At 69.5% G+C, this 17,764-nt stretch carries 17 protein-coding genes; 9 read left to right on the top strand and 8 right to left on the bottom strand.

Annotated elements, in window-relative coordinates; genetic code table 11:
* Positions 1-104: 104 nt before the first annotated feature.
* The 6 genes from ABTW65_RS15575 to ABTW65_RS15550 are packed head-to-tail and all read left to right on the top strand — an operon-like array spanning position 105 to position 5,151.
* The gene (locus tag ABTW65_RS15575; RefSeq protein WP_350661543.1) at positions 105-842 is read left to right on the top strand and encodes an HAD family hydrolase; all 738 of its coding nucleotides are present in this window, start codon (positions 105-107) and stop codon (positions 840-842) included.
* Positions 836-1,807: a phosphate/phosphite/phosphonate ABC transporter substrate-binding protein gene (gene phnD / locus ABTW65_RS15570; protein WP_350661541.1), complete on the top strand. Its 972-nt coding sequence runs from the start codon at positions 836-838 to the stop codon at positions 1,805-1,807. The genes ABTW65_RS15575 and phnD overlap by 7 nt, the downstream gene beginning before the upstream one ends.
* Positions 1,804-2,607 (top strand): phosphonate ABC transporter ATP-binding protein, encoded by an 804-nt coding sequence (gene phnC, locus ABTW65_RS15565; RefSeq protein WP_350661539.1) that lies wholly within the window; start codon positions 1,804-1,806, stop codon positions 2,605-2,607. Before phnD ends, phnC begins: the two co-directional genes overlap by 4 nt.
* On the top strand, positions 2,604-3,431 hold the full coding sequence (gene phnE, locus ABTW65_RS15560; protein ID WP_350661537.1) for a phosphonate ABC transporter, permease protein PhnE: 828 nt from the start codon (positions 2,604-2,606) through the stop codon (positions 3,429-3,431). Before phnC ends, phnE (ABTW65_RS15560) begins: the two co-directional genes overlap by 4 nt.
* On the top strand, positions 3,428-4,303 hold the full coding sequence (gene phnE / locus ABTW65_RS15555) for a phosphonate ABC transporter, permease protein PhnE (RefSeq protein WP_350661535.1): 876 nt from the start codon (positions 3,428-3,430) through the stop codon (positions 4,301-4,303). The genes phnE (ABTW65_RS15560) and phnE (ABTW65_RS15555) overlap by 4 nt, the downstream gene beginning before the upstream one ends.
* Complete coding sequence (locus ABTW65_RS15550) at positions 4,300-5,151, top strand: MurR/RpiR family transcriptional regulator (RefSeq protein WP_091049949.1); 852 nt, start codon at positions 4,300-4,302, stop codon at positions 5,149-5,151. The genes phnE (ABTW65_RS15555) and ABTW65_RS15550 overlap by 4 nt, the downstream gene beginning before the upstream one ends.
* Before the next feature lie 4 nt (positions 5,152-5,155).
* Here ABTW65_RS15550 and ABTW65_RS15545 read toward each other — a convergent pair whose 3' ends face one another.
* From ABTW65_RS15545 to ctaE, 5 genes are all read right to left on the bottom strand, one after another.
* Positions 5,156-5,506: a GatB/YqeY domain-containing protein gene (locus tag ABTW65_RS15545; RefSeq protein ID WP_350661533.1), complete on the bottom strand. Its 351-nt coding sequence runs from the start codon at positions 5,504-5,506 to the stop codon at positions 5,156-5,158.
* 224 nt (positions 5,507-5,730) lie between these two features.
* Positions 5,731-7,458 (bottom strand): cytochrome bc1 complex cytochrome b subunit, encoded by a 1,728-nt coding sequence (qcrB, locus tag ABTW65_RS15540; protein WP_350661531.1) that lies wholly within the window; start codon positions 7,456-7,458, stop codon positions 5,731-5,733.
* Positions 7,455-8,618, bottom strand: a complete 1,164-nt coding sequence (gene qcrA / locus ABTW65_RS15535; RefSeq protein WP_350661529.1) for a cytochrome bc1 complex Rieske iron-sulfur subunit — start codon at positions 8,616-8,618, stop codon at positions 7,455-7,457. Before qcrA ends, qcrB begins: the two co-directional genes overlap by 4 nt.
* Complete coding sequence (qcrC, locus tag ABTW65_RS15530) at positions 8,615-9,496, bottom strand: cytochrome bc1 complex diheme cytochrome c subunit (RefSeq protein ID WP_350661527.1); 882 nt, start codon at positions 9,494-9,496, stop codon at positions 8,615-8,617. The genes qcrA and qcrC overlap by 4 nt, the downstream gene beginning before the upstream one ends.
* Before the next feature lie 13 nt (positions 9,497-9,509).
* Complete coding sequence (gene ctaE, locus ABTW65_RS15525) at positions 9,510-10,175, bottom strand: aa3-type cytochrome oxidase subunit III (protein ID WP_350661525.1); 666 nt, start codon at positions 10,173-10,175, stop codon at positions 9,510-9,512.
* Positions 10,176-10,313: 138 nt separating this feature from the next.
* On the opposite strand from ctaE, the gene ABTW65_RS15520 reads away from it, so the two are divergent.
* Together ABTW65_RS15520 and trpD are read left to right on the top strand one after the other, a co-directional pair.
* Entirely contained in the window at positions 10,314-10,724 is a 411-nt protein-coding gene (locus ABTW65_RS15520; protein ID WP_141803871.1) for an Rv3143 family two-component system response regulator, read from the top strand.
* On the top strand, positions 10,721-11,758 hold the full coding sequence (gene trpD / locus ABTW65_RS15515) for an anthranilate phosphoribosyltransferase (protein WP_350661523.1): 1,038 nt from the start codon (positions 10,721-10,723) through the stop codon (positions 11,756-11,758). Before ABTW65_RS15520 ends, trpD begins: the two co-directional genes overlap by 4 nt.
* A gap of 96 nt (positions 11,759-11,854) precedes the next feature.
* Here the strand turns inward: trpD and ABTW65_RS15510 are convergent, their stop codons facing one another.
* Both ABTW65_RS15510 and ABTW65_RS15505 read right to left on the bottom strand, forming a co-directional pair.
* Positions 11,855-12,133, bottom strand: coding sequence for an Lrp/AsnC family transcriptional regulator (locus ABTW65_RS15510; protein WP_091050134.1), 279 nt, complete (start codon positions 12,131-12,133; stop codon positions 11,855-11,857).
* A gap of 23 nt (positions 12,134-12,156) precedes the next feature.
* Positions 12,157-13,875 carry a DEDD exonuclease domain-containing protein gene (locus ABTW65_RS15505; protein ID WP_502890599.1) on the bottom strand — a complete coding sequence of 573 codons (1,719 nt, stop codon included), beginning with the start codon at positions 13,873-13,875 and terminating at the stop codon, positions 12,157-12,159.
* A gap of 101 nt (positions 13,876-13,976) precedes the next feature.
* On the opposite strand from ABTW65_RS15505, the gene ABTW65_RS15500 reads away from it, so the two are divergent.
* Positions 13,977-15,854: a hypothetical protein gene (locus ABTW65_RS15500; RefSeq protein ID WP_350661518.1), complete on the top strand. Its 1,878-nt coding sequence runs from the start codon at positions 13,977-13,979 to the stop codon at positions 15,852-15,854.
* Here ABTW65_RS15500 and ABTW65_RS15495 read toward each other — a convergent pair.
* Positions 15,835-17,739 carry an APC family permease gene (locus ABTW65_RS15495; protein ID WP_350661516.1) on the bottom strand — a complete coding sequence of 635 codons (1,905 nt, stop codon included), beginning with the start codon at positions 17,737-17,739 and terminating at the stop codon, positions 15,835-15,837. The genes ABTW65_RS15500 and ABTW65_RS15495 overlap by 20 nt on opposite strands.
* Positions 17,740-17,764 lie beyond the last annotated feature (25 nt).

The following is a 17,764-nucleotide window of genomic DNA, read 5'->3' as shown; positions in this document are numbered from 1 at the left end:
GTTGATGCTTGCTTCCATCAGCGCCTTTACTTACTTTCCACCTAACACGTAATCGCGTTGCGCAGGGCTGACCCCGACGGCCCGCGCCCTGGAAGGTGGACTCGTTGCCTCGGCCTGTGCTGGTGCTCGACCTGGACGGCACGGTGTGTCTCGGAGACACACCGGCACTTCTCTACGCCACCCGGGTGGCGGACCTCACCGACGCCCCTGAGGTGCTCCTGGAGACCGCAGCGGCCTTCCTCGGGCAGAGACTCCCCGTGACCGCTCCGAAGACGCTGACAGGCGCTCAGGACGGCTATGAGGCAGTCAAGATCCTGGGCCTGGCGGCCGGAGTGACCGAGGAGCAGCTCAGCGCTGCGTACGTCGCGAGCCGGGCAGCGATCAGCGAGCAGCCGGGGGACATCCGCACGCCCGACGGGCTGATCGACCTGCTCGACGGGATCGACGCGCACCGGGTGATCCTGACCAACTCGCCCGGCGGCAGCGGGCTGGACGCGATCCTGGAGCACCTCGGCGTACGCGACGTGGTCGACGAGGTGTGCACCGATGCGCTCAAGCCGACCCGGATGAAGGGGCACCTGGACGGCTTCCTCGACCACGTCGGAGCCGCCGACACGCCGGAGTGGTTGATGTCGGTCGGCGACATCTGGCGCAATGACCTTGCCCCCGCCGTCGAGCGTGGTTGTGTTGCTGCATACGTTGACGCATTCGACCGCCGGCAGGGACCGGCCCATGTTCGTGCAGGATCGTTCGTGGACCTGTACCCCGCAGTCTCGGACTGGTCGAATGACCCGTCATCCTTCATAGCAGCTCACCCCCTCAAGGAGTCTGTCCAATGTTGAGAACCCCCCGGTTGCTGGCGGTCGGTGCCGCCACATCGCTCGCCCTCGCGCTCGCCGCCTGCGGCGGCGGTGAGGACAGCGCCGCGCCCGCGGAGGATCCCGAGGAGATCGTGCTGTCGCTGGTGCCCTCCGGCGACGTCGACTCGATCACCCAGAGCGCGAAGGGCCTGGAGTCGTTCCTCAGCGACAAGATCGGGATCCCCGTACGCGCCGAGGTGACCGAGAGCTATGCCGCCGCGATCGTGGCGATGAAGGCCGACCAGGCCCAGGTCGCGATGCTCGGCCCGATCGGCATGGTCCAGGCCGAGGACCAGGCCGGTGCGGTGCCGGTCCTGCAGTCGGTGCGCTTCGGCTCGGGGACCTACCACACCCAGTGGTTCACCAACGACCCCGAGACCTACTGCGCCGACGAGGTCAAGGTCGTCGAGGGCTTCAAGTACTGCAACGGCACCGATGCCGCCAAGACCGGTCCCGCCGGCGAGGAGGCGCTCGCCAAGATCAAGCCCGGCACCTCGATCGCCTTCGTGGATCAGGGCTCCGCCTCGGGCTACTACTACCCGGCCACCCAGTGGGGGCAGGTCACCGGTGGCGACGCCCTGGTCGACCTCGACGCGCAGTTCGCCGGTGACCACGACGCCGCGGTCCTGGCCGTGGCGCGCGGTGACTACCCGATCGGGGTGAGCTTCGACGACGCCCGCGAGGAGGTCGCGGACGACGAGCCGAAGGTCGCCTCCGAGGTCGTGGTGTTCGCCTACTCCACCGAGATCCCCAACGACGGCATCGTCGTCGCCGCCGGACTCTCCAAGGAGCTGCGTACGAAGGTGACCAACGCGTTCACCGCGATGGCGAAGGACCCCAAGGGACTCAAGACGCTGAAGGCGGTCTACGAGATCGAGGGTCTCGAGAAGGTCGACACGGCCGCGCTGAAGAAGGCGAAGTCCGTGGAGGAGAACTTCGGCGAATGAGCGGCTCGGATCCCGCGGGTCGGACCAATGGTGGGCACAGCATCGTCTTCGACGACGTCTCGGTGGTCTACCCGAACGGCGCCCGCGGCCTGGACAAGGTCTCCTTGACCATCCCGGCGGGGGAGTTCGTCGTGGTCGTCGGACTCTCCGGGGCCGGCAAGTCGACGCTCGTACGCACGATCAACGGCCTGGTGCCGGTCACCTCGGGATCGCTGTCGGTGGGCGGGACCGAGGTGGCCACGGCGCGCGGGCGACAGTTGCGGCGCCTGCGTGCCGAGATCGGGATGATCTTCCAGGGTTTCAACCTGGTGACCCGTCGCTCGGTGATGGGCAATGTGCTCACCGGGCGCCTGCACGCGCAGTCATGGGTGCGGTCGGCCCTCGGACTGCACACCAAGGCCGACAAGGAGATCGCCTTCGAGGCGCTCGAGCGCGTCGGGATCGTCGAGAAGGCATGGGTACGCGCCTCCCAGCTCTCCGGCGGGCAGCAGCAGCGCGTTGCGATCGCCCGTGCGCTGGCGCAGCAGCCGTCCGTGGTGCTCGCCGACGAGCCGGTCGCCTCCCTGGACCCGCCGACGGCCAACCTGGTGATGCGAGACCTGCAACGGATCAACCGCGATCTCGGTATCACCACTGTGGTCAACCTGCACTTCCTCGATCTCGCCCGGCGCTACGCCGACCGGATCATCGGCATGCGCGCGGGTGAAGTGGTCTTCGACGGTCCTGCCGCCGAGGCCGACGACGCCGTCTTCGAGAGGATCTACGGCCGCTCGCTGACCGCCGAGGACGTCTTGGCATGAGTCAGGCCACCCTCGACCGCCCCGGCGGCGGCTCGCCGAAGCAGGTACGTCCGGCGCAGCCGCCGCCGAGCCCGCTGCTCATCGGGGGCATTGTCGGCGCTGTCGCCATCACCGTGGTGGCAGGGTGGGCGATCGACTTCTCGCTCGCGCCGGTCATCGAGCAGTGGCCGATGCTGACGATGATCCTCGGGGAGGTGGTGCACCCCGAATGGTCGGAGATCACCGACCCGTCCTCGCGGCTGTGGACCGCGCTGAAGGAGACCGCGGCCATCGCGATCATCGCGACCTTCGTGGGCTCTCTGATCGCCCTCGGGGTGGCTCTGCTGGGCTCCAAGGTCAGCGCGCCGCCCGCCGTCTACCGGGTCACCAAGTCGGTGATGGCGGTGATCCGGTCGCTGCCCGACATGGCGTACGCGCTGGTCTTTGTCGCCGTCGTCACCGGCCCGCTTCCGGGGATCCTGGCGCTGACCATCTTCAACATCGGCATCGTCGCCAAGCTGACCGCGGAGAGCATCGACGCCGTCGATCCCGGCCCCCTGGAGGCGCTCGACGCCGCCGGGGCCACCCGCTGGCAGCGGGCCCGTGTCGCGATCGTGCCCGCCGTGCTGCCCAACTACGCCTCGTACGTCCTCTATGTCTTCGAGCTCAACATCCGCGCCTCCGTGGTGCTGGGTGCGGTCGGGGCCGGCGGGATCGGGCAGCTGATCATGCTCTACTTCAACCGGGCCGACTATCCCCAGCTGGCGGCGGTCGTGATCGTCATCTTCGTGGTGGTCATCGCGATCGACCTGTTCTCCCAGTTCCTGCGCCGGAGGCTGGTATGACCTCGGCGACCGTGACTCGGCCGAAGCCGCCGCCGAAGTGGCCCTATACCGTGGCCGGCCTGGCGCTGATCGGCATCGTGCTGGTGGCCGGCTGGTCGCTGGACGATGCCAAGTGGGAGCGGCTGCCGCAGTTCCCCGGGGAGATCCTGCAGTACGCCGGGCAGATGCTCGACGGCGTGCTCACCTGGCCGGGAGCGCATCCCGAGGGCCAGGCCGACCCGGAGCTCACCTACGGGGACTGGTGGCTGCAGTCGCTGAAGCTGATGGGGGAGTCGGTGGCGCTCGCCTGGATCGGCACCTGCGTGGGGGCGCTGTTCTCGTTCCCGCTGGCGTTCCTGGCCGCCTCGAACACCGCGCCGATGGTCCTACGCCTCCCGGTGCGGCTGTTCTTCAACGCCATCCGCGCCGTCCCGGAGATCCTGCTTGCGGTGATCGTGATGCTGCCGCTGTTCGGGCTCAACCCGATGGCCGGAGCGATGGCGATCGGCATCCACTCGATCGGCTCGCTCGGCAAGCTGACGCTGGAGAACATCGAAGCGGTCGACCCGCGTCCCGTCGAGGCCGTCACGGCGGCCGGCGCGACGTGGTGGCAGCGCATCCGTACGGCGGTCATCCCGCAGATGATGCCGGAGACGGTGGCATTCTGGCTCTACCGCTTCGAAGTGAACATCAGGGCAAGCGCGATCCTCGGCGTCGTGAGCGCTGGTGGAATTGGTGCGTTATTAAACCGTGTCCTTCGGGGCCGTGAGTGGGAGTGGGGTGGAATCATGCTAGCTGTGATCATCATCGTGACGATCCTGGTCGACCAGCTGTCAGCAGCGCTGCGTCACCGGATCCTGCACGGCGCCGAAGCCACTGCGGTGGCGGCATGACGAGTGCGCCGGTCCTCCCAGCCATAAGGGCCGCGATGCCGCGGCTCAACCCTTCCGAGCGCGCGGTAGCCGAGGTCGTGCTGACCCGTTCGGAGTGGGCCATCGAGGCGACCACCGCCGAGATCGCCGCCGAGGCTTCCGTCTCGACCGCGACCGTGGTCCGAGCCGCGCAGAGACTCGGGTTCCGCGGCTTCCCGCACCTCAAGGTGCTGCTGGCGCGCGACCTCGGAACGGCCAAGACCGAGACGACCGAGGGAGGCAGCCCGCTGACGGTGGTGCGCTCCTTCTTCGCCGACATCGCCGACTCCGCCTCCGACATGGTCGGGCTCCTCTCCGAGGAGCAGGTCACCCGGGCCGTGGAGCTGCTCGCCGAGGCCCGCTCGATCCTGGTCGCCGGCACCGGGGTCTCCTCGCCGGTCGCCCAGGACATCGCGATGAGACTGGGCTCCCAGGGCCTGAGCACCGTCGCTCCCAGCGATCACCTCGACCAGCTCATCCGGGCCCGTCTGCTCCAGCCGGGCGACGTCTGCGTCGTCGTCAGCGGCACCGGCGCCACCGCGCCGACCATCCAGGTCGCCCAGGCGGCCGTCGCCGGGGGAGCGGCCGTCATCGCGCTCACCTCATTCACCGGCACCCAGCTGACCAAGCTCGCCGAGGTCGAGCTGGTCACGCCGCAGGGCGGTCGCGCCGGGTTCCGTCAGGAGCTCGACTCGATCATCCGGATCCCGCAGCTCATCCTCGGCAACGCGCTCGTGGCCGCCGTTGCGGCCCGCGACCCCGAGGCCGCCGCCAACGTACGCGCCAGGGTGCTCGAGGTCGTCGGCGGCGAGCTCGACCCGCAGGGCTGAGTTCCTAGAGGTACGCAGCGAGCAGCTCCGCCTCGGCGCGGAGCTGCTCTGCTTTTTCGCCCGCGCCGCGGGACTCCAGGTCCGTCGCGGCGCTCAGACGCTCGGTCTGCTCATCGGTGATGATGCCTCGTACGTCGTCATCGGTGAGGTCGCGCCTGGCGGCCTCGGTCGCGCCAACGCCGCTGGCTGCGCCGGCTATCGGGCCGTCTGCTGTGAGGGCCGCCTCCGCCACCGGCAGTGCCTCGGCGTTGGCGATGGCGGACAGGGTCGAGCGGAGCACGGCTGTCGTCGTGGTGTCGCGCGCCTTGCGGGCGGTGAGGAGGTCGGCTCGGAGTCGAGCCTGGAGGCCGGTCATGTGCTGGACCCTAGGGTCCGCGTCCGGCCGCGGGCAACCGGGTTTCGGCCGCTAGAACACCCAGAAACGCACGTGGCGCCGTCCCCCGGAGGGAACGGCGCCACGTGCGCTCTGATGTGGATCTCGACCCGCCCGTCGCCCGCTCGCAAGCTCGCGGGCGGGGCTCGCTCGATCTCCTCCGGTCATCGGTGGGCGAGCAAGCTCGCCCACCGATGCGTCGGACGTCAGTGGCTGAGGGGCTCCTCGATCGCCGAGTGACGGTGATCGTCGAAGTCGTGACCGTCGACCTGGTGACCCTCGTGGGCAGCCAGCTCGTGGGCCTCGTGCTCGGCGTGGTGGTGCGCCTCGCTGAGCTCCTCGGGGGTCGGCTTGTCCACGTCGTGGTCGTAGTAGAAGGCCCGGAGCTTCGCGCGGAAGGTCGGCTTCCCGTTCTTCTTCAGCTCCGGCTCCTCGCCGGCCCGGCCGCGGTCGCGGACGGTCATGGCGTAGGCCTCGGCCTCGGGAAGGGGCAGGTGCTTCTCGTGGTAGGCGCCCTCCGGCGTACGGATGACCGTGCCGGTCTCGTAGCCGTGCAGCAGCTTCTCGTTGTCGTGACGCTGCAGCGAGATGCACCAACGACGCGTGATGATGAACGCCGCGACCGGACCCAGGAACACGAACGCCCGCAGGAAGTAGGTGATCTGGTTGATCGAGAGGTCGAACTTGATCGCGATGATGTCGTTGCCGCCCGCGGCCCAGAAGCCCGCGTAGAACGTCATCAGCGCGACGAACGTGGCGGTGCGGGTCGGAGCGTTGCGCGGGCGCTGGAGCAGGTGGTGCTCGCGCTTGTCGCCGGTGATCCAGGACTCGATGAACGGGAGCATCAGCACGACCATCCAGGCCGCCATCGGCAGCACGATGACCGGGAAGAAGATGTTCCACGACCAGGTCGAGCCCCAGAAGTGCGACTCCCAGCCCGGCATGATGCGCAGTGCGCCGTCGGGCCAGCCCATGTACCAGTCAGGCTGCGAGCCCGCGGTGACCTTGGTCGGGTCGTACGGGCCGAACTTCCACACCGGGTTGAGCGAGAAGAAGGCACCGAGCAGGGCGGTCACACCGAAGGTGATGAAGAAGAAGCCGGTCATCTTGGAGATGTAGTTCGGCACCATCGGGTAGCCGACGACGTTCTTCTCGGTGCGTCCGGGTCCAGGCCACTGGGTGTGCTTGTGGTAGATCAGCAGGATCAGGTGGGCACCGATCAGCGCCAGCAGGATCGCTGGGATGAGCAGCACGTGGATCGTGAACAGGCGTGGAATGATGTCGTCGCCTGGGAACTCGCCTCCGAACAGGAAGAACGAGAGGTACGTCCCCACGATCGGGATCGCCATCATGAACCCGTCCGCGGCCCGGATGCCGGTGCCGGAGAGCAGGTCGTCGGGGAGCGAGTAGCCGGTGAAGCCCTCGAGCGTGCCGAGGAGCAGCAGCGTGGCGCCGATGACCCAGTTGATCTCACGAGGCTTGCGGTGCGCGCCGGTGAAGAACACGCGCATCATGTGGATCATCATCGAGGCGATGAACAGCATCGCCGCCCAGTGGTGGACCTGGCGCAGCAGCAGGCCGCCGCGTACGTCGAAGGAGATGTCCAGCGTCGAGGCCATCGCCTCGGACATGTCGATGCCGCGCAGCGGCGCGTAGGAGCCCTGGTAGGTGATCTCGGCCATCGAGGGCTTGAACCACAGGGTCAGGAAGGTGCCGGTGACGAGCAGGACCACGAAGCTCCACAGCGCGATCTCACCCAGCATGAACGACCAGTGGTCGGGGAAGATCTTGCGGGAGAGGAACTTGCTCAGGCCACCGAGGCCGAGGCGCTCGTCGGCCCAGTTGGCGGCTGCGCCGGCCTTGGTCGGCTTGCCCGCCGGGGCAGCGGCGTTGGTGCCGTTGCTGGCGGCAACCTTGGACGTGTCGGTGCTCACTGTCCGCCCTCCTTGTAGCCGTACTGCTCAGCATCGGCGGCGTGGTCCTTGGACCAGTCGTCGAAGATCGTGTCGATGTCGTAGGTGTTGCGCTCCCAGTAGCTGACGCCCACAGGCTCAGGGTAGTCCGAGAGGGCAACGAGGAAGCCGTCCGCGTCGACGCCCAGAGGCAGTTGCGGGAGGTGCCGGCCGGCCGGACCGAAGATGACCTTGCCGTGGTCGGCGAGGTCGAAGGTCGACTGGTGGCACGGGCACAGCAGGTGGTGCGTGGTGCGCTCGTTCAGCGAGATCGGGCAACCGACGTGGGTGCAGATCTTGGAGTAGGCCACGATGCCGTTGACCGACCAGTTGCGGGTCACGTCGTTGGCGATGTCGTTGGGGTCCATCCGCAGCAGGATCGTCGCGGCCTTCGACTTGGCGATCTGCAGCGGCGCGCCGTGCAGGCTGCCGTCGAAGATCGTCGAGGGCTCGGCGTTGACCAGGTCACCGATCTCCAGGTCGCCCGGGCGGATCGGGGTGCCGACCACGTCGCGTACGACGCGCACGCCGGCATCCCAGACGGTGTGCTCGAGGCCGGCACCGGGGTAGGGCTGCTCAGCGGTGATCTGGGCGTTGGTCTGGCCCAGGTCCTTGAGCATCACGATCGCGGGCAGACCGAGCAGGGCGGCCGAGCCGATCATCGCGTTGCGGATGAAGGGGCGGCGGGCCATGCCGGACTCGTGGAGCGCGGCCTTGAGCTCGGCGACCGCGACCTCGCGGGTGGCGGGGGAGGAGGCCGCCGGGTGGCGGTCCTCGGTGTGCTCGATGTCGACGACGAGCTTGCGGGCCCACTGGATGACGCCGATGCCGAGGAAGAGCAGGGCGAAGCCCAGCGTCGATCCCAGCGCCAGGTTGGAGGCGCCGTAGCCGGCCCAGACGTCACCGTCGTAGCCAGGCTCGACGGCGAAGTACGCAACCACGAACAGCACCGAGCAGAGCGCGGAGAGACCGAAGAAGAGGCTCACCTGACGCTCGGCGCGCTTCTCCGCCTTGGGGTCGACGTCGGTGGGACGCCAGTGATGCTCGTGCAGGCCCGGGTCGGGCAGCAGCGCGTCGGTGTGCGCGTTGAGCTCGGGGTGCGAGTCGTCGTGCTTCTCGATCTCGCTGAGGTCGCTGCTCACTTGGCAGATCCCTTCTTGGTCTGGTTGGTGCGCGTGGTGTGCGCGGCGATCCAGAAGGCGAAGGCCACCAGGACGCCGAGACCGACGACCCACGCGACGATGCCCTCGGTCACCGGACCGAGCGAACCATTGTTGAAGCCGCCGTAGTCGGGCTGTTCCTTCATCGACTCGACGTAGGCGATGACAGCCTTCTTCTCCTCCGGGCTGATGTTGCCGTCGGAGAAGGTGTCCATGGACTGCGGACCGGTCAGCATCGCCTGGTAGATGTGCTTCGGGTCGGTGTTGAGGATGCTCGGAGCCTCGCCGCCGCGCGGCATGGCGCCGCCGGCACCGGTGAAGTTGTGGCAGGCGGTGCAGTTGGTCAGGAAGATCTGGCCACCGAGGGCGACCGCCTCCTCCCGCTCCTTCTCCGAGGCAAAGGTCTCCGGGTCGTACTGCTCCCGGTCCGGGACGGCCGGGCCGGGGCCGAGGCTGGCGACGTACGCGGCCAGGGCGTCGATCTCGTCCTGGTTGAAGCTGGGGTCCTTGACCTCGACCTGGGCGCCGGGCTGGGCCATCGGCATCCGGCCGGTGCCGACCTGGAAGTCGACGGAGGCGGCACCGACACCGATCAGGGAGGGCCCGTAGAGCTTCCCGTTCTGGGTGGTGATGCCCTCACCGTTGGAGCCGTGGCAGGTGGAGCAGTTGATCATGAAGAGCTCTTTGCCCTCGGCGACGAGAGCAGCGTTGTCCTTCTCCTGCTCGGCCTGGGAGGCCGGGGCGAGCGCGGCGTACGCGCCGCCGGTGCTCAACAGGGCGACCAGGAGCACGGCGGCACCGGCCAACGGGCGGCGACGGTGCCGCGACAGTCGACCGACGGAGCGGTTCAGTAGACGCACATTCAGTCCTTGGTCACTTGAGGAGGTAGATGGTCGCGAACAGGCCGATCCACACCACGTCGACGAAGTGCCAGTAGTAGGACACGACGATCGCGGAGACGGCCTGCTCGTGGGTGAAGCGCTTGGCGACGTACGTCCGGCCGAGCACGAACAGGAAGGCGATCAGGCCGCCGGTGACGTGCAGACCGTGGAAGCCCGTCGTCAGGTAGAAGACCGAGCCGTAGGGGTCGTCGGGACCGGTGATGCCGCGGTTGAGGGCGATGCCCTCCTGCACCAGGGCTGCGTACTCGGTCGCCTGACCTGCGATGAAGACCGCGCCCATGAGGTAGGTGAGGATGAACCACTCACGCAGGCCCCACAGGCGGATCGCGAGCAGGGAGCCCTTACGTCCGACCTGGCCGCGCTCGGCGGCGAAGACGCCGAACTGGCAGGTGAACGACGACAGCACGAGGATGGTCGTGTTGACCGCCGCGAACGGGATGTTGAGCCCAGCGGTGTTGGCTTCCCACACCTCGGGGCTGACCGCGCGGATCGTGAAGTAGGCCGCGAACAGCGCCGCGAAGAACATCAGCTCGCTTGCGAGCCAGATGATCGTCCCCACGCTGACCATGCTCGGACGGTCGTGATGCCCGTGCAGGCGGGCTGTTGGAAGAGTCGATACTGTCGCCACGCCCGCCATTATGTCCTGCCCCTTTCCCAGAGTCTTCTTGGGACCCTGTGTGTCGTGTTTCAGGGTGCTGCTACACCCTTAGACACCGCTCAGGTTCGGGTTGTGACATGTGGCCTCAGGGCCTGGTGTTGGCGCTAGCATCGGGGTGTGACCGATACCACCTCGAATTCACTGAAGATCCTCGTCTACAGCGACGACGTCGACGTACGCAAGCAGGTGATCCTCGCTCTGGGGCGCCGCCCGCATCCGTCTCTGCCGGAGGTGGAGTACGTCGAGGTGGCCACCGAGCCGGCCGTGCGCGCCCAGCTCGACGCCGGTGGCCTGGCGCTGGCCGTGCTCGACGGCGAGGCTGCTCCGGCCGGTGGGCTGGGGATCGCGAAGGCGGTCAAGGACGAGGTGAAGGACGCTCCGCCGATCGTGGTCCTCATCGGTCGTCCTCAGGACGCATGGCTCGGCACCTGGTCGCGTGCGGAAGCCACCGTGCCGCACCCGCTCGACCCGTTCGAGCTGGCCCGGACGGTCGTGGGACTGTTGCGGCCCGTTAACGTTGGCGCATGACGTCCGTGCCCCACTCCTGGCCCGAGGTCCTCACCACGCTGGTCGCGAGACAGTCCCTGTCTGCGCACCAGGCGGCGTGGGCGATGGGGGAGATCCTCTCGGGAGAAGCGACGCCCGCGCAGATCGCCGCCTTCGCGGTGGCGCTGCGTGCCAAGGGTGAGACCGTCGACGAGCTCGCCGGGGTCGCCGACGGGATGCTGGCCAAGGCCAACCCGATCTTCGTGCCCGGACGCGTGCTCGACATCGTCGGTACCGGTGGTGACCGGTCCTTCTCGGTCAACATCTCCACGATGTCCGCGATCGTCGCGGCCGGCGCCGGGGCCAAGATCGTCAAGCACGGCAACCGGTCCGCCTCCTCCAAGTCGGGGTCGGCCGACGTGCTCGAGGCGCTCGGCATCCGCCTCGACCTCGATGTCGAGCGGGTCGGCGAGGTGGCCGAGGAGGCAGGGATCACCTTCCTGTTCGCTGCGGCCTTCCACCCCGCGATGCGCCACGCCGCCGCCGCGCGGCGTGAGATCGGCATCGCCACCGTCTTCAACCTGCTCGGTCCGCTGACCAACCCTGCCCGCCCCGCGTCCTCCGCGATCGGCTGCGCCGACGCCTCCGCCGCGCCGGTCATGGCCGGTGTCTTCGCCCGCCGTGGCGTCGACGCCTGGGTCTTCCGCGGCGACGACGGCCTCGACGAGCTCACCACCACCACGACCTCGCACGTGTGGATGGTCTCGCAGGGCGTCGTGACCGAGGCGACCGTCGAGCCGCTCGACCATGGCATCGGCCGGGCCACCACCGAGGACCTGCGTGGCGACGACGCCGCCTACAACGCCGCTGTCGTTCGCCGTCTGCTCGCCGGGGAGAAGGGCGCCGTACGCGACGCCGTCGTGCTCAACGCCGGTGCTGCTCTTGCCGTTCACGACGCCGGGTCCGGCAGCGTCGACGAGCGGCTCGGGGGCGGCATCGCTCGTGCTGCTGACGCGATCGACTCGGGGGCTGCTCAGGCTGTGCTTGACCGGTGGGTGGCGGCTACCGCTCGCTGAGGTAGATGATTACGCGCCGAGTCGGCGCATCCGCACGCCTCGCTCGCTTCGCTCCAAGGCGTGCAGATGCGCCGACTCGGCTACACGAGTACGGGCTCAGTCCAGCCCGATTGAGAAGGCGGCTTCCAGGTCGACCTGGGAGTAGGTGCGGAAGGCGATGTGGGTCTCGGTCTCGAGCACGCCGGGGACCTTGTTGACCTTGTCGGCGACGACGTTGGCGACCTCCTCGTGGGCACGGACGCGCACCAGGGCGATCAGGTCGATCTGGCCGGTGACGGAGTAGACCTCGCTGACGCCGTCGATGGCGGCGACGGCCTCGGCCACCTCGGGGATCTGGGAGACCTCGGCATTGATGAAGACGATCGCTGTGATCACGCAGGTCACGTTAGCCGATCGTCCTAGAGTGCCGCTGCCCGCCGGCCCGCACCGCCGATAGGACAGGTCCACTCGCCCTCGACGTGGGCGAGGCGTACGCCCGGGGACTCCAGCCAGCGCAGCACCAGCTCGGTCTCCTCGGCGCTCGCGGCCGGCACCGGGCCGGGGGCGTCCAGGACCGTCTCGGCGCTGAGCTGGAGGTCGGCGACGTAGGCGTGCGCGTTGGCCTCACGCGGGATCACGCCGGCCCCGGCGAGCCGCCCGTGACGGACGACGTGGACCGCCCAGCGGCCGTCGTCCTCGCGCCGGATCGCGGTGAGGTCGGGCAGCCGGGTCAGGCCGGTGAGCCGCTGGGTGCGCGCGGCGGCGCGCAGGTAGGAGGTCAGCCGGTCGCGGTGGACCGCCGCCTCCTCGAACCGTTCCTGCTCGGCCAGGCCGGTGAGCCGCTCGGTGACCGTCTCGACCACCTCGTCGGGCCGGTGGAGCAGCGACTCGCGGACCCGCGAGACCAGGGTCGCGTACGTCTCCGCGGGGACGCTCTGGTCGCACGGGCTCAGGCAGCGGTGGAGCTCGGCGAGGACGCACGGGGTCTTGCGCGGCAGCAGCGGGAGCCGGTCGGCGCACTGCCGGATCGGGAAGGTGTCGTGCAGGGCCTGGAGCGCCTTCTCGGCGACCTTCCTGGAGCCGAACGGGCCGAGATAGTCCGCGTCGTCGTCGAGCACCTGCTTGACCAGCGACAGCCTGGGCCACGGCTCCTGGGTGAGTTTGACGAAGTGCATCTTCTCCGGGCGTCGGGAGCGGCGGTTGTAGGGCGGCTTGTGCTCGGCGATGAGCCGCAGCTCGCGCACCCCCGCCTCCAGCGCCGTCGCGCACTCGATGCCCTGCACGGTCGCGGCCAGCCCGACCATCTCGCCCATCCGGGAGCGGGTCTCGGAGGCGGTGAAGTAGGTGCGAACGCGGGTGCGGAGGTCTTTGGAGGTGCCGATGTAGAGTGCGCGGCCCTTGTCGTCCTTGAACAGGTAGACGCCGGGGGCGTGCGGCAGGTCCTCGGCCAGGTGACGTTTCTTGCGCTGGGCGGTGGTGACCTTGGCCGAGAAGACGGCCAGGTCCTCGAGAGTCTGGACGCCGATGTTGCCGAGGCGCTCCATCATGCCGTGGAGGACGTCGACGGTCGCCCGGGCGTCGGAGAGCGCGCGGTGGTTGGGGGTCGTGGGAGAGCCGAAGACCCGGGCCAGCGAGCCGAGCTTGTGGTTGGGCGCCTCGTCCCGGGTGACCACCCGGCGGGCGATCTTCACCGTGTCGAGCACCTCGAAACGCGGCCAGGGCCGCTCCTGCTTCGCGGCGAAGTGCTTGAGGAAGCCCACGTCGAACGGGGCGTTGTGGGCGACCAGCACACAGCCCTCGGCGAACTCGAGGAACGCCGGGAGCACCGACTCGATCGTGGGGGAGGAGGCGACCATGGAGTTGGTGATGCCGGTCAGCACGGCGATCGACGGCGGGATGCCGGTGTGTGGGTTGACGAGGGTCTGGAACTCGCCCAGCACCTCGCCGCCACGCACCTTCACCGCACCGATCTCGGTGATCATGCCGCCGTTGTCGGGGCTGTTTCCGGTGGTCTCCAGGTCGACGACACAGAAGGTCAGGTCGCGCAGCGGCCTGCCGAGCTCGTCGAAGCCCCGCTGGGCCTCCCAGCCTCCGGTGGCCTGCTCGCGCTGGCGGCGGGCCACGGCACGGGCTCGCATCTCCTTCCGCGCCTCTGTCACCGCCGCACTGCTCATGCGAACACATTAGCGAGTGCCGCCGACAGTCCTTCGCCACTAGGGTGTGGCCACCGACATGGGAGGTGTGGGCGATCGCTGCGAGAAACAGCGGCACCGAGGGATCGACGTCCGGGAACGAGGACCGGCCCTGGGCCAGGTGGTTCGCTCGCTCGGGCTCGTTGCAGGTCGAGCCGGCCGAGGCCGGCGAGCAGGCCAGGACGCTGCTGAGCGAGGACGGGCAGACCGCGGCGCTGCGGTTCAACGAACGCGTGCTCGACACGCTGACCGGCGATCTGGCGGGCCTGGTCGAGTACGTCACGGTGCTCGACGGCGCCAAGGCCGACGAGGTCCTCAACACCCAGAAGCTGATCGACCACGCCTTCGCCCGGGTCTCCGGCCAAGGTGTCGACCGGTTCGTCGCCTGGCTCGCGGAGCTGCGTACGCAGGGCCATCCGGCGATCGCGGTCCAGGCACTGCACGCCTACGGCAGGCTCGCGGACGGCGACCTGGCCGCCGTGGCGACCTCGCTGGAGTCCGCCGCGGACCGGGTGATTCTGATCGCGGCCGCCGCGCTGCACCGCCCGCCCGAGGACGCGGCCCGGCTCGCGATCGAGACCGAGCACGACGCCTCCATTGCCTACGCCGTGATCCACGACGTACTCCGTCAGCGGACCGTCCCCGACATCGCCCGGTTCCTCCGGGCGCTGCACCTGCTCGGCGCGCCGGACCTGGTCAACGACACCGTGAAGCAGTTCGCGGCCCCGTCCAGCGGTCGCTCGAACCTCGACAAGGCCCTGCTGTACGTCGCGCTGTACGCCAGCCCGAGGCTGCGCGAGATCGCGCTGGACCTGCTCTGGCGCACCCTCGGCGCGATCGGCGACCTCGGCCGGGCGCCCGGTCCGGCCCAGCAGCAGGATCTCGTCGCGGCGTTCTGGGAGCTGTGCCCGGGCGGCCGCGTGCTCGAGGACTGGTTCAAGCTGCGCCTCGACGGCAGCGAGAACGCCGAGGAGGCGCGTGAGCACGTCGTGCTGCTGCTGCGCGGCAGCCGCGGTCCCGGCCGCGACAGCCTCCTGGCGGCGATGGCTAGCGACGCGACGCCGATGAACCTGAAGCGCATCTGCGAAACCCTCATCGAGGAGGGCAACGAGGCCCAGGCCGCGATGCTCGTCCGCGCGCTCGCCCACAGCGGCCACATCGAGCGGCTCGGCGACTTCCTCGACCGGTGGTCGTGGGCGCAGCCGTCCACTGAGACCATGCGGAACCTCCTCCTCTGGGTGCTCACCCCGGAGGGCGCGGACCGCGAGCCCATGGGATCCGCCGTCGTGGAGGGCATCGCCGGCTATCTCGCCGACGGCCACGGCCGGACGCTGGGGGAGGACCTTCGACGACAGGCTGCGACCCTGGTCAGGCTCCGCCCCGCCGAGGAGATCGTGGGCCTACTCGGGCACGTGCCCTCCCGGGTCGGGAGGCGGGGCCGGTCGGCCGTGGCAGCCGACGTCGGCTGGAGGCTGGCCGAGGATCTGCTCGTCTATCCGGCGCCGACCGAGGAGACGTATGTCGCCTGGTACGCCGAGTGCCTCGCCGCCCTCGAGTCGGCCGGCTTCACCGACGCGGTGCGTACGTCCTGGCACCACCTCGCCGACGAGGCGATCAACCGCCGGGGCGCGGGGCCCACGATCGCCGAGACCGCGCACCAGCTCCTTCGCAAGGAGCTCGCCGGCACGGCCGACCGGCTGCTGATCCGCTATCTCGACCAGGCGCAGAGCGTCACGCCCACCGACATCGTCGGCATCACCACGCGACTGCGGCTGCACCGCTATCCCGAGGCGAGCCGCGCCGGGGTCCTGCGCCGCTCGGTGGGGCGGTGGCAGGACCGGGCCCGGGTCGATGCCGTCGTCGAGGCCCTGGTCGCCGCCGGCCAGGAGGAGGAGGCCGAGTGGGTCAGGGCCGGATCGTCGTGAGCCGGGTCTGCCTGAGGTAGCGACGCCCCGCACCGACGAGGAGGACGAACGCGCCTGAGGCGACGATCATCACCAGGGCACGCAGGCTCCACACGCTCCACACGGAGTCGTCGTCGATCCGGTGGCGGACGGCGCTCAGCAGCGTCAGCGCGACCAGGTAGAGCGCCAGCACGACGAACGGGCGGTTCGCCGGGTCGCGAGAGACCAGCCGCGCGCCGTGGTTCTTCGCGTCGTACCAGCCCAGGCCGGGGACCCGGAGATGATGGAGCCAGGGGAGCACCAGGAGGACGAGCGACCCCCAGCCGATCACCGCCACGCCCTTCCACACCCGGTCCCACGCGGACTCGTTGACGACCAGCGCGATGACGACGAAGGCCGCGTACGCCGCGAACGGCAGGAGCCGCTGGGCGCCCGTCCCGAGCAGGTCGGAGCGCACGGCCAGGACGACACAGGTGACCGCGTAGAGGATCAGGATCGGGATCGTGTTGAGCACGGCCAGGGTCTGCCAGTCGCCGCCCACGGCCACCAGGACGACCAGCGCGAGGATCAGGTTCACGAGCAGGATCAGCCAGAAGGAGTCGCTGGTGCGGCCGGGGAGCCGCGATGCTCGCGGTTCGTGCAGGCCGCTGGGGACGTACCTCTCCGCGCTGAGCGCGTAGACCTCGCGGCTGAGGGCGTAGGTGAACACGATGCCCGAGCCGATCGGGGCGATGATCGCGGCGATGCGGATCAGCACGACCAGCCAGTCGATCGGCGCCCCGGCCAGCGTGGCCGCGTCGGTCAGGCGGGCGTAGGAGGTGCCGTGCTCGGCCCCGGAGGCGGACATGTGCTCGGCGTAGACCAGCTGGAGCGCGGAGTAGAGCAGGAACGAGCCGACGACAGTGCCGTAGACCGCCCAGCGCACGCGCCTGGCCACCTCGCGACGGCCGCCACGGACCTCGCCGGTCACGTCCAGGGGCGCCTGGAAGCCGATGTAGGCGTAGATCACGCCGCTGGTGATCAGGGCGCTCAGCACGCCGGTCGACGTCGGCCCGGGCGCGGGTTCTGCGCCGGTGGGACGACCGGGGACCGCGAGCACCAGGAACACCACGAAGATCACCGGGATGGCGATCTTGAGCAGTGTCAGGGCCGCGTTCGTACGGAGCACGAACCGCCGGGGCAGCAGCACGAAGGCGATGATCGCGGCGGTCACGGCCACCGCCAGGGCGGAGCCGACCCCGGTGAGCCCGCCCTCGCCGGCCAGGGCGGGGACGACCTCGGCCAGCCCGTTGACCGCGGCCGCCGCCTGGGCGGCCGGGTTGATGGCGTACGAGATCCACAGGGATGCCGCCAGGATGATCACCACCAGCGGCCCGAATGCGTCGTGCGGGTGGAACAGCAGCCCGCCGGTGCGCTGGGAGATGAGCCCGAACTCGACCATCACGACCGCGATGGTGAGCATGAGTACGCCGCCGGCGGCCCAGCCGAGGAGCGCGGCCTCACCGAGGCTCTCGTGGAGGCCGGGCACCGCCAGGAGCCAGCCCGATCCGATGACACCGCCCGCGGCGAGACCGACGACCTCGACAAGACTCAGCTTGTCGCCGTCCTCGGCGGGGCGCTCGTCCTTCGCGGGCTCAGTCGGGGTGGGCTCGACCGACCTGACGGGCTCGGCCGCCTCGACTGGCTGGGCAGGCGCCGCCGCGGGGACCTGCGCCCGGCGCATCGCCTCGAACGCGATCGCGGTCATCAGGCCACCGATGGCGGCGACCCAGAAGCTCGACTCGTGCAGCAGCTCGCGAAATCCCGGCGACTTGAGGGCGTTGAGCTGGACGCTGCCGTAGATGGACATCACGAATCCCGCGGCGCACAGGATCATCCTGCCGATCGCGCTGAGGGTGTGCCGCACGCGCTGGTCTCCCACTCCCGATGAT

Source organism: Nocardioides sp. NPDC127503, assembly GCF_040302165.1.
Classification (GTDB): domain Bacteria; phylum Actinomycetota; class Actinomycetes; order Propionibacteriales; family Nocardioidaceae; genus Nocardioides.
The sequence above is the reverse complement of the archived record's forward strand: the minus strand, read 5'-3'. Positions and strand labels throughout refer to the sequence as shown.